Annotated in this window: 7 protein-coding genes; 3 read left to right on the forward strand and 4 right to left on the reverse strand. The window is 55.5% G+C overall.

Annotated elements, in window-relative coordinates:
- Positions 1-17: 17 nt before the first annotated feature.
- The 4 genes from MTX78_RS09595 to topA all read right to left on the reverse strand — a co-directional run bounded on the left by MTX78_RS09595 (position 18) and on the right by topA (position 6090).
- Entirely contained in the window at positions 18-1394 is a 1377-nt protein-coding gene (locus MTX78_RS09595) for a peptidoglycan DD-metalloendopeptidase family protein (protein WP_243802072.1), read from the reverse strand.
- A 172-nt stretch (positions 1395-1566) separates the two neighbouring features.
- Complete coding sequence (locus MTX78_RS09600; RefSeq protein ID WP_243802073.1) at positions 1567-2265, reverse strand: SIR2 family NAD-dependent protein deacylase; 699 nt, start codon at positions 2263-2265, stop codon at positions 1567-1569.
- A 108-nt stretch (positions 2266-2373) separates the two neighbouring features.
- Entirely contained in the window at positions 2374-3216 is an 843-nt protein-coding gene (locus tag MTX78_RS09605) for a DUF4846 domain-containing protein (protein ID WP_243802074.1), read from the reverse strand.
- Between the two features lie 369 nt (positions 3217-3585).
- Positions 3586-6090: a type I DNA topoisomerase gene (topA, locus tag MTX78_RS09610; RefSeq protein ID WP_243802075.1), complete on the reverse strand. Its 2505-nt coding sequence runs from the start codon at positions 6088-6090 to the stop codon at positions 3586-3588.
- Positions 6091-6447: 357 nt separating this feature from the next.
- Here topA and MTX78_RS09615 point away from each other — a divergent pair, with 357 nt between their 5' ends.
- The 3 genes from MTX78_RS09615 to MTX78_RS09625 all read left to right on the forward strand — a co-directional run bounded on the left by MTX78_RS09615 (position 6448) and on the right by MTX78_RS09625 (position 11878).
- Positions 6448-10857 carry a HAMP domain-containing protein gene (locus tag MTX78_RS09615; protein ID WP_243802076.1) on the forward strand — a complete coding sequence of 1470 codons (4410 nt, stop codon included), beginning with the start codon at positions 6448-6450 and terminating at the stop codon, positions 10855-10857.
- A 63-nt stretch (positions 10858-10920) separates the two neighbouring features.
- Entirely contained in the window at positions 10921-11427 is a 507-nt protein-coding gene (locus tag MTX78_RS09620) for a chemotaxis protein CheW (RefSeq protein WP_243802077.1), read from the forward strand.
- An 82-nt stretch (positions 11428-11509) separates the two neighbouring features.
- On the forward strand, positions 11510-11878 hold the full coding sequence (locus MTX78_RS09625; RefSeq protein ID WP_243802078.1) for a response regulator: 369 nt from the start codon (positions 11510-11512) through the stop codon (positions 11876-11878).
- Positions 11879-11926: the final 48 nt, after the last annotated feature.

Consider the following 11926-nt stretch of genomic DNA (forward strand, 5'->3'; position numbering starts at 1 on the left):
TAATACAGAAGGAAACACTACTCTACTAATAGCTTTTGTGTAACGGGGCCATAAGTTGTGGGCAACGTAACTAGGTATAAGCCTGGTACTTCGGGTAATGCCAGTTCAAGCTTGTGGGTTGTAAGCAGCCGTTGGCTGACAACCTGCCCCAACTGGTTGCGGACAACCACCGCGCCGGCGACCGGAGGAGCTGCCAGCTCTAGGGTAACCTGCCGCCGTGCCGGATTAGGGTACAGCGTAAAGGCTGCTTGCCGGCTGGCTGCCGCCGTAGCCGAAGGGATGCCAACTGTGAAATTTTGCGTGACTGTACTGCCCTGAAACGTTGCCGTAAACCGCCAGTTGCCAACGGGAGCATTCGTGGGCAGCACGTAGTTCCAGTACCAGTAAGAAGCAGCATAGTGAGCAGGAGTGATGCTATGCGTCCAAGTGGCAAATACGGTATTATCAGGCCGGTAAACGGTATAGGTGGTCAGCTGGCCCGCCTGCTGGTCGTGGTAGTAGGCCGCCAAATATATGCGCGCACCGGGCGCAAAGTTGCTGCTGGTGTTGGGCGTGTGAGGAGCCGGGCACGTAGCAAGTACTGGCGGCGCCGAGTGGGTCATCAGGGTGTTGATGGTGGGCTCATAATAGGGCTTCTGAGTGGCCCAGGAGGTTGCCCCTGGGCTACATGTACCAGCGTAAGGGTCGATGACGGTGCCATTAGCGGCGTGCACCTCGAAGTGCAGGTGCGGACCGGTGGAACTACCCGAGCTACCGACAGTTCCCAAAAACTCGCCCTGTGCAACGCTAGCTCCCACGGCTTTGGTGGTGAGCGAGCCGCTTTTCATATGCCCGTACCAACACACCGATCCGTCGGCGTTCTGCACGTATACGGCGTTCCAGTTGGCGCTGTTGAAGGCGCAGTTCATGTCGAAATTACCATCCGATTTGGCGATGATAACCCCCGCGGTGGCCGCTACTATTTCAGCCTGCCCGCTGGCCATCATATTCATATCAAAAGGCCACAGAAATACGTCAAGGCCCCCATGGTTGTAGCCCGCAGCCGTATCGTAGGTGCGGGTACCACAATTCCAGTCCAGCAGTTGATTGGGGTAGGCGGCGTTGCGGTCAACGAAGTTGGAAATGCCATAGATGCTGTTGTAGCTGAAGCCAGCTGCTTGCCGCAGGGGCCAGCTGAGCGGCACGGTAGCAGGGCGGTTGGCGGGGCCGGGCAGAATACCACGCTGGGTAAGCGTGCGGATGTTAGTGTCCAGCATACTATCAATGCGCGCATGCTGGGTAGGAGTGAGGCACGCGCCGGGAGTTGGCAGGTAGCTGCCACCACCAGCGGGGGCCACACTCTGCGCACTAGCTGATAGTGCAGTGAAGGCAAGAACAGGTAAAAATTGCTTCATAATATCAAGTAAGAAAAGTGAGTAAGGCAAACAGCTTCTGCGTAGTGAAGCAGAAAAGCCTTGCCCGTAATTTATATAAATTGTTTATTGTATATATAGATTACAGGCAAGGCTTCAGAGGTTGGGCTACTTGCATTGTAGCGCCGCCACCCATTTTGCGAGGTAGGCCCATTCAGCTTTGTGCCAGTAACTCCGCTGCTACCCGCGGTACGCCCGTAGTAGCTGGCTCGCTGATGAAATGCAGGTTCGGCCGGCGTAGCAGTGGCGGCTGGTGTGGGTCAATGACGTAAATGGGGCAAGTGTTGGGTGCATAATGCACCAAATTAGCGGCTGGGTACACTTGCAAGGAAGTGCCAATCACCAGGAAAATATCGGCCGTGGCCGCCTCATCCATAGCCAGCTCCATCAGCGGCACCTGCTCGCCAAACCACACAATGTTCGGGCGGAGCTGGTGACCCTTTTCGCACAACTCGCCCAGCTCAATTCGGTCGGAATCCATTGGGTACACCAGTTCCTCATGCAACGAACTGCGCGACTCAAACAGCTTGCCGTGCAGGTGCATGACATGAGAGGAACCGGCCCGCTCGTGCAAGTCATCCACGTTTTGCGTCACGATAACCACGTCGAAATCCTGCTCCAGCGCCACCAGCGCCAAATGACCCGCATTGGGCTGCGCGGCTCGGGCCGCTGTGCGCCGCTGGTTGTAGAAGTCGAGCACCAGCTCGGGGTTGCGGGCCCAGCCTTCCGGCGAAGCTACGTCTTCCACCCGGTGTCCTTCCCACAGTCCGTCGGAGCCCCGAAAAGTGGCTAAGCCGCTTTCTGCACTGATGCCTGCCCCCGTGAGGGCCACTAGTTTCTTTCTGTTAGCCATGATAGTATTGCTGATATAGGTGCACTAAAGCGCGCAAATCTGCTGCTGAGACCATAGATTCACCACATGTAACCCGCGAAATAGCACGCGAGTTGCCCTACTGCCGCATTAATCGAACCGCCGTAATTCATCTTTGCTGAACGTCCATTCCGGCGTGTTAAACCGCGCATGGGCAGGAATCACGGCAAACCATACGCCTCCGGCAGCTGCTGCATCCCGCAACACGTGTATTTGCTGGGCGGGCATGTAGCTTTGAGCTAGGAGCACGTAGCGTTTACCGCTAAGGAGGTGCTCGGCTACGTCTAGCACGAGTACGGCGTGGCCCGGCGAGCCGCCCCGAATAAATACGTCGCCGGGCTGCACGTTGGCAAGGGGAGTGGGGGTTAGCTCGCGTGCCAAGGATAAGGTGCCAGCGTAAGTGAAAATTTGATCTAAGTAACGCCGGAAAACAGCATGCGTCGGTTGTTCTATGGCTTTAGGAGCGGGTAGTACCTCGTCACCGTCCACGCGGAAACCGTGGCCTTTGTACCAATCCGCAAACCGAATATCGTCGCCGCTGGTGAGGTGGAAGTGCACGTGGTCGGGCTTTCTGGAAAACTCGTACTCGCCTCTTAGCCGAATAACAGCATCCGCGCATTGCTGTAAGTCCCGGCTGCCAACATCTATGTTCAATATAGCTGCATGAACGGTCTGTGGTTCTTTCAGCTGGCCGTTGTGTAGATGCACCGCCGTGCCAGCGGGCAGCAACGGTACATAGCGCAGCCACTGTCCGAAGGAACCTGGCTCTACCGTTACGCGCTGGCAACCCGGCGGTACCGCAAATCGAGCGGCAAGACTGCGCTTAATAGTGTAAGTGCCAGCAGGCAGCCACGGATACTGGTTCGATGGTTGCGAGCGGACACTAGCTTGCGGGTCGTCATTGATACATGAGTGACCTTGTGTAAAAATCAAGGCCGCAGACAGCAAAGTAGGTAAGAGCAGAAAGCGCACTAAGAATACAATAAGTAAGTGTTGAAAGCTCGTGCCACGCAAGCAGGAGAAGCATGCGTGGCGCAATAACGGCAGCTTGCAGGATTTAGCATATAAAATAGACGCTATACTATCTACAAGGTGATTAGAAGAGGGGCCCCCAGAGTTAGCCTGCTGCCTATGCTCTTCCATTCGTGCCTCTCACATAAGGCAACTGAACGGCGTTCTGAGTTAACTCCAAGACAAGACAACGTTTCGAAGTGCTCTTATAGGGTTGATGTGCCTATATGCGCATAAAAAAACCGGCCTGCCGATTACTCAGCAGGCCGGTAATAGTGAAATCTTGAAGCGTTACTTCGCCTTTGCCGTAGCCTTTTTGGCTGTAGTACCAGGTGCTTTTTTTGCTGCTGGCTTTTTCGCCGCAGGCTTCTTTGCTGCGGTGGCAGCTGGCTTCTTCTTAGCTGGCTTGTCAGCCGTTTCAGCGGCATCTGCGGCGGGAGCAGCCTTCTTGGCGAAGCGGCCACCTTTGGCGGGCTTATCCGGAGTAGCGGCAGCTAGTTCCAGGCAACGCTCCAACGTGAGACCAGCTGGCTCTTCTCCTTTCGGAATTTTCACGTTCTTCTTACCCGCTACGATGTACGGCCCAAAACGACCGTTCAGCACCTGCACATCGGGGTTTTCAGGAAACTCCTTGATAAGGCGCTCGGCATCTGTCTTACGCTTGTTTTCGATCAGCTCTATGGCTTCGGTCGCCGTGATGGTATGCGGGTCCTGCTCTTTGGTGAGAGAGTAAAACTTGCTGTCGTGGCGGATGTAAGGACCGAAACGACCCAAAGCCGCCGTCATGTCTTTGTCTTCAAACTGCCCTACAATGCGGGGCAGCTTAAATAAATCAAGGGCTTCTTCCAGCGTGATGTTCTCGATGAATTGGCCTTTGCGCAAGCTCGCGTATACTGCCTTCTCGCCTTCGGGCGCGCCTTCTTTCGGCTCAATTTGCACATAAGGACCATAGCGCCCGAGACGGGCCGTGAGTTTCTGGCCTGTTTCAGGGTGCGCGCCAATAACGCGGGTGCTACCAAGCGTGCTGCGCTCAATGTCTTGGCCGCGCTCCACAGTGGCGTGGAACGTGCCATAGAAACCAGCTAGCATGTCCGTCCACTGCTCGTGGCCGTTGGCTATTTGGTCGAACTCGTCTTCTACCTTGGCAGTGAACTGAAAATCAACAATCACGGGGAAGTGCTCCACCAGGAAGTCGTTCACTACCATGGCAGTATCCGTGGGGAAAAGCTTGGCTTTGTCGGCCCCGAAGGTTTCCGTTTTCACCTCTGTTTTCACCTCGCTGCCATCCAACGTCAGCACATGGAACTTGCGCTCCTTGCCTTCGCGGGAGTCCTTCTCCACGTAGCCACGCTTCTGAATGGTGCTAATGGTAGGAGCATAGGTGGAAGGACGGCCAATACCCATTTCCTCTAGCTTTTTCACCAAAGAAGCTTCTGTGTAACGAGCTGGAGGCGACGCAAAGCGTTCCAACGCACGCAATAGCTGCAACGGCAATTGCTGGCCTACGCTCAAGGGCGGCAAGCCACGCGAAAACGACGAGTCCGCGTTGGCAGCTTCGTCTTGCTCTTCTTCGTCCTTGCTCTCAGCGTATGCTTTCAGAAAGCCTTCAAACGTGATGACTTCCCCGGTAGCCGTGAGCAACACCCCAGGTTGCGTACTGATGCCAATGCTGGCTACGGTCCGCTCAATCACAGCGTCTGCCATCTGCGAGGCCATAGCCCGCTTCCGGATCAGGTCGTAGAGGCGCTGCTCTTGCGAGTCGGAGCCGGCTTTCACCAGCGCGAAGTCGGTTGGGCGAATAGCTTCGTGTGCTTCCTGCGCCGAGGCTGATTTAGTTTTATAGACGCGCGTTTGTGCGTACTCAGGGCCATAAGCGCGGCTGATTTCCACCTTGGCTGCCTCTAGGGCATCTTGTGAAAGGTTCACCGAGTCAGTCCGCATGTAGCTGATTTTGCCGGCTTCATACAGTTTCTGTGCTACGCTCATGGTCTGCGCAACCGAGAAACCAAGCTTGCGCGACGCTTCCTGCTGCAGAGTGGAGGTAGTAAAGGGTGGCGCGGGACTGCGCTTACCGGGTTTCTTTTCTAGGTTTTCAATCCGGTAATCGGCTCCTACGCACCGCGCTAAGAAAGCTTCTGCTTCTTCCCGGGTCTTATAACGGGTTGGCAGCTCTGCTTCTAATACTGCTCCGCGCCCCGCATCGAAGCGGGCCGTAATGCGGTAAGCAGACGATACTTTGAACTGATTGATTTCCCGCTCGCGCTCCACTACAATGCGCACAGCTACGCTCTGCACGCGGCCTGCCGACAAGCCGGCTTTCACCTTTTTCCAGAGTACGGGGCTAAGTTCAAAACCTACCAACCGGTCGAGCACGCGGCGAGCCTGCTGTGCATTCACCAAGTTCAGGTCGATTTCGCGAGGCGTCGCAATGGCATTCAGAATGGCCGTCTTGGTGATTTCGCGAAATACGATGCGCCGCGTTTTATCGGTGCCCGACAGGTTGAGCGTTTCCGCCAAGTGCCACGAAATGGCCTCACCCTCCCGGTCATCGTCACTGGCTAGCCACACCGTTTCCGCTTCCTTCGACAGCTTTTTCAGCTGCGCGATTATCTCTCGCTTGTCGGGCGACACTACGTACGTCGGCTTGAAGCCGTTGGCAATATCAATGGCATTATTGTCCTTCGGCAGGTCGCGGACGTGACCGAAAGATGACTTAACGACATAGTCCTTACCCAAATACCCTTCAATGGTTTTGGCTTTGGCAGGCGACTCGACGATAACTAGATTTTTGACCATTGGGTGGTAGTAGTGGCAGCGGTAGGTAACTAGCTTAGATAGGAACTCTAGTAGAAAACGCGGCAGCGGGCAAGAAGTTGAATTTTGCCGCAAAGATGCTGGAATAATCTGGTGTGCCACTGCCAGAGTCATAATAACCCTGTTGCACTCCCAATTATACGAGCCGCTACATAGGCAACAGCAGATTTAACGAAACTGGTTCACGAAAATCTTTTCCGGCTCTACGAATGGTTAACCCCATAATCCTATACGGCGAAACGGGTCTATTCCTTACCTTTGCCAAGTAGAGCAAAGGCCATTTTAGGCGTGTTCTCGTTTGCTTCGCCTACTTTCCACGGGCCTCGCTACTCCTACTTTATGGCATCAGGTAAGAATACTACCCCCTCCACCCGCCGCGCTAATCCCGTGGTTGCTCCCGATTCTCTAGAGCCAAGTCAGCTTCCTGCTGAGGCCTCAAACGGAGAAAGTACGCGCAAACGCGGTACCGTACGGAGCAGCCGCACCAACGAAGCTGTTCAAAACCCTAATTATGTCAACGAGCAGTTGAATCGGGTGCTCTTTGCCCTCGATGCCTTTAAAAAAGGAGACGTATCGGTACGGCTCACCAAACAAACCGACGACATCTTTGCGGAAATAGCCGAAGCCTACAACTCCATGGTGGAGATGATTGGTGGGGTAGGGGGCGAAGTATCGCGCATTTCCAAGGTAGCGGGGGTGGAAGGCAACCTGAAGGCCCGGGCTTCTGCCGACAATGCCGCTGGTTTCTGGCGCGACATGATCAACAACATCAACGGGCTTGTAGATAGCATTGCCGTACCAGTGTTGGAAGTAGGCAAGGTGCTCAAGAACATTAGCAAAGGCAACCTCGACGAAACCTTCCAGATTCCGGTCTCAGGCGACTTCAAGGTGATGGCCGAAACCATCAACAAGACCATTGACAACCTCAACCTGTTTGCTGGCGAAGTAACCCGCGTGGCGCAGGAGGTAGGTACCGAAGGCAAACTCGGGGGCCAAGCCTCCGTGCCGAATGTTGGCGGGGTGTGGAAAGACCTGACCGACAATGTAAACACCATGGCCTCGAACCTGACCTCTCAGGTGCGAGACATTGCCAACGTAGCGAATGCCGTTGCTAAAGGCGACTTGACGCAGAAGATGACGGTGGATGTGAAAGGGGAAATCTTCGACTTGAAGAATATCCTCAACCAAATGGTGGACTCGCTCAACATCTTCGGCGACGAAGTAACCCGCGTAGCCTTGGAAGTAGGCACCGAAGGAAAGCTGGGCGGACAGGCCTCGGTGCCGAATGTAGGTGGGGTGTGGAAAGACCTGACTGACAACGTAAACTACATGGCCTCGAACCTGACAAGTCAGGTACGTGACATTGCCAACGTCGCTAGCGCGGTAGCCAAAGGCGACTTGAGCCAGAAGATGACTGTAGACGTGAAAGGCGAGCTGCTAGATTTAAAGCAGAACCTGAACCAGATGGTGGACTCCCTGAACCTGTTTGCCGGCGAGGTAACCCGCGTGGCCTTGGAAGTAGGTACGGAAGGAAAGCTCGGCGGCCAAGCCTCCGTGCCGAACGTGGCCGGTGTCTGGAAGGATTTGACCGATAATGTGAACTTCATGGCTTCGAACCTAACCTTGCAGGTTCGAGACATTGCCAACGTAGCCACGGCAGTTGCCAAAGGGGACCTAACACAGAAAATTACCGTTGATCTGAAAGGGGAGCTGCTGGATTTGAAGCAGAACCTGAACCAGATGGTGGACTCCCTGAACCTGTTTGCCGGCGAAGTAACCCGCGTGGCGCTGGAGGTAGGCACTGAGGGTAAGCTGGGTGGTCAGGCTTCGGTGCCGAATGTGGCTGGGGTGTGGAAAGACATCACCCACAACGTAAACTACATGGCCTCGAACCTAACGAGCCAGGTGCGCGATATTGCCAACGTAGCTACCGCCGTAGCGCGCGGCGACCTAAGCCAGAAAATGACGGTGGATGTGAAAGGAGAAATCCTGGAGCTGAAGAACATCCTCAACCAGATGGTGGACTCGCTCAACATCTTCGGCGACGAAGTAACCCGCGTGGCCCGCGAAGTAGGCACCGAGGGTAAGTTGGGCGGTCAAGCAGCCGTGCCCCGCGTGAGCGGCACCTGGAAAGACTTGACCGACAACGTGAACTTCATGGCCTCGAACCTGACCTCTCAGGTGCGCGACATTGCCAACGTGGCCAGCGCGGTAGCCAAAGGCGACCTGACGCAAAAGATGACGGTGGATGTGAAAGGAGAAATCTTCGACTTGAAGAACATCCTCAATCAGATGGTGGACTCGCTCAACATCTTTGCTGGCGAGGTAACCCGCGTGGCCCGGGAGGTAGGTACCGAGGGTATCTTGGGCGGCCAGGCATCCGTGCCAAATGTAATGGGCACCTGGAAAGACCTGACCGACAACGTGAACACCATGGCCTCGAACCTGACCTCTCAGGTACGCGACATTGCCAACGTGGCCACGGCCGTGGCCAAAGGAGATTTGAGCCAGAAAGTAACTGTTAACGTGCGCGGTGAGCTGCTGCAACTCAAGGAAAACTTGAACCAGATGGTGGACTCGCTCAATACCTTCGGCGACGAGGTAACCCGAGTAGCCCGCGAAGTAGGCACCGAAGGAAAGTTGGGCGGCCAGGCCGATGTGCCAAACGTGCGGGGCACCTGGAAAGACCTGACCGATAACGTAAACTTCATGGCCGCCTCGCTTACCAGCCAGGTGCGCGACATTGCTAACGTTACCACGGCCGTAGCGCGCGGCGACCTAAGCCAGAAAGTATCGGTGGATGTGAAAGGCGAACTGCTCGACCTGAAAGACAACATCAACCGCATGGTGGATTCGCTCAACATCTTCGCCGGCGAAGTAACCCGCGTGGCGCAGGAAGTAGGTACCGAAGGCCGCCTGGGTGGCCAAGCTCAGGTACCGAACGTAAGCGGCGTTTGGAAAGACCTAACCGACAACGTAAACACTATGGCCGCCAACCTCACCACGCAAGTGCGAGGCATCGGCAAAGTGGTAACCGGCGTATCGCAAGGTGACCTGACCCAGAAGCTGACCCTGGAAGCTAAGGGCGAAGTAGCCGAGCTAGCTGACACCATCAACCGCATGGTGGACGACCTGAACCGTTTGGCGCAGGAAGTAAGCCGCGTGGCCAAAGTAGCTGGGGTAGAAGGCAAACTGACCGAACGGGCAACCGTAGGCGGCGTAAGCGGCTCGTGGAAGGAAATTGTGGATACCCTCAACGACCTCCTCGAATCCATTGCCTCGCCGGTGCTAGAAGTAAGCCGGGTGGTGCGGGCCATATCCGAAGGTGACCTGACGCAGCAAGTGGAAATTCAAACGGCCGGGGATATCCAAGCCATGGCTGATGCGTTGAACCTGGCCGTAGACAACCTGAACGATCTGCTGGCGGAAATCAATGAATCGTCGCAGGTGGTGGGCACGTCGTCGGAGGAAATGGCGGCCAAAGGGCAGGAGATGAGCCGCGTAACAGTTGACGTGGCACTGGCCATGCAGCAGATGGCCGAAGGTGCGCAAAACCAGGCCCTCAAAACTGACCAGGCTTTCAAGCTAATCGAGGAAATCATGCAGGCCACCAAGGAAACGGCTGGCAAAGCCGACGTTGGTATCAAGGCCGCTATTCTTGGCGAGCAAACCTCGCAGCTCGGTTTGAAAACGGTAGCCGAGGTGGTAAAGAACATGGAGGAAATTTCGGCGGCAGCAGCTCAAACGGCCCGCACCATCGAAGTACTGTCCAACCGTTCGCAGGATATCAGCAAAACGCTGGCAGTTATCACCGACATTGCTTCCCAAACCAACCTGCTGGCTCTGAACGCCGCCATCGAAGCAGCCCGCGCCGGGGAAGCAGGCCGTGGTTTCGCTGTAGTAGCCGAAGAAATACGCAAGCTAGCCGAGGGTTCCCGTCGTTCGGCTTCGGAAATCGGTACGCTGGTTGACGACGTGAAGAAGGACACCACCAGTGCGGCCAGCGCTATTTCCACCATGGAAGGCCGAGTACTGAAAGGCAAGAACGCCACCTTCGAGGCTAGCTCTGCCTTTAAGAACATTGCGACCAGCAGCGGCGAAACTCTACGCACCTCCCGCGACATTCTTACGGCCACCGAGATTCAGAAAACCTCGATTGGCGACGTAGTGAAGTACGTGGAGGAAGTGGTAGCCATTGCCGAGCAAACGGCTACTGGCACCCAGCAAGTGGCAGGTACGGCCAAGGGTCTATCCAGCTCGATGTATGAGCTGACGGTATCGAGCCAGCGCCTGACTGACATTGCCGACGACTTGCAGCTCGGCCTCTCCAACTTCCAACTGCTGGAGGAAATGGAGCCCGAGCCCGAGCCGGAGCCAATTCGGACGCGCCGGGTAGCTCGCCGTCCGGTCGCGCAGCCTCAGCCAGTTTCCGCTACGCCGGAGCGCGACCGGGCCAGCACCCGCCGCACCAACGCCGCAACCGATGCAGCCCATGCTCGCGCCGTAGCCGCCCGTCCTGTAGTAGCTACTCGCCGCGGCGACGTCCGGCCAACGCCGGAAGCCCCAACTCCGGCGCGCAAGCACACCAACGCTGACCAAGCCGAAGCGCAACGTAACCGCCGAGCTGCCCGCCGCAGTTCCGACGATGAGAAAGTAGCCACGGCTTCTGCTGCTAACAGCAATGGAAAAGCAACTTCAGCCCCGGCTGAAAAGCCGGCCAAGGCGCGTGCCAAGGCGAAAGCGAAATAACTAGCGGCCTCCAACAACTCAGCTTCTCAGTCTTATATCTCAGGTTTCAATAAGGTCCAGTGAATGGCTGACGCAGAACAACCTAACGACAAAAAAAGCACTAAGCCCGACGCCATCATTCAATTGATTGTATTTCGGCTTGGGGAAGAGGAATACGGCCTGCGCATCGAGCAAGTGAAGGAAGTGACGGTGACACCCGAAGTGGCCCGCATGCCCAAAACGCCCCCTTTTATCAAAGGCATTGCCAACCTGCGCGGCGACATCATTGCCATTGTAGATCTGGAAGAGCGTTTCGGCCTGCGGCCTGCGGGGCAGGAGCTACCCACTACCTCGTATACGCTAGCCATTGAAGCCAAAGATTACACCATTGGCATAGTGGTACGTGAGGTGCCGCAACCGTTGTCGATTCCTATTTCCATCATTGAAAAGGCTCCTGAATTCATCCAGGACATCAACATCAATGACAAGTACATCGAGGGAATTGCCAAGGTAGATGGACGTATCATCATTGTGCTTGATATGCTAAAGCTGCTCACTCCCTCGGAAATCATGCAGTTGCAGTCTTCCTGAGCATCTTTGCCTGATGGCTGCCGTACAACGTGCAGCTTTAAATTCCTTTTTGCTCTCCTTCCGGATTTTTGAAATGCCTCTTATGAAAAACCGCATCCTCATCGTCGATGACTCTTTTTACATGCGTACGATGCTCAAGAATGTGCTCACCGATGCCGGCTATGAGGTAGTAGGCGAGGCTGCCAATGGCCAGCAGGCTATTGAACTGGCTGCTTCTACTAAGCCCGACCTTATCACCCTCGACGTAATTCTGCCCGATAATACCGGCCTGGATGTGCTCAAAGGCATTCGTGAGAATGACCCCGACGTAAAAGTGGTGATGTGCAGCGCCGTGGGCCAGGAGGTTATCGTGAATGAAGCACTGGAAAGCGGCGCTTCTGCTTATATCGTCAAGCCGTTCTCTGAGGAGAAGGTCCTGGAAATAGTAGGAGGAGCGTTGGGCGCGGAATAACGCGTTGTAGCTCATCTTGTAGCCGGTAGACTTTTGTGGTCTGCTCCG

The sequence above is a fragment of the Hymenobacter tibetensis genome (assembly GCF_022827545.1).
Classification (GTDB): Bacteria; Bacteroidota; Bacteroidia; order Cytophagales; family Hymenobacteraceae; genus Hymenobacter; species Hymenobacter tibetensis.

Bases quoted from the DNA above. Each gene is read 5' to 3' on its own strand.
- MTX78_RS09615 (WP_243802076.1), top strand. From the start codon at position 6,448: ATGGCATCAGGTAAGAATACTACCCCCTCCACCCGCCGCGCTAATCCC.
- MTX78_RS09625 (WP_243802078.1), top strand. From the start codon at position 11,510: ATGAAAAACCGCATCCTCATCGTCGATGACTCTTTTTACATGCGTACG.
- topA (WP_243802075.1), bottom strand. From the start codon at position 6,090: ATGGTCAAAAATCTAGTTATCGTCGAGTCGCCTGCCAAAGCCAAAACC.
- MTX78_RS09595 (WP_243802072.1), bottom strand. From the start codon at position 1,394: ATGAAGCAATTTTTACCTGTTCTTGCCTTCACTGCACTATCAGCTAGT.
- MTX78_RS09600 (WP_243802073.1), bottom strand. From the start codon at position 2,265: ATGGCTAACAGAAAGAAACTAGTGGCCCTCACGGGGGCAGGCATCAGT.
- MTX78_RS09620 (WP_243802077.1), top strand. From the start codon at position 10,921: ATGGCTGACGCAGAACAACCTAACGACAAAAAAAGCACTAAGCCCGAC.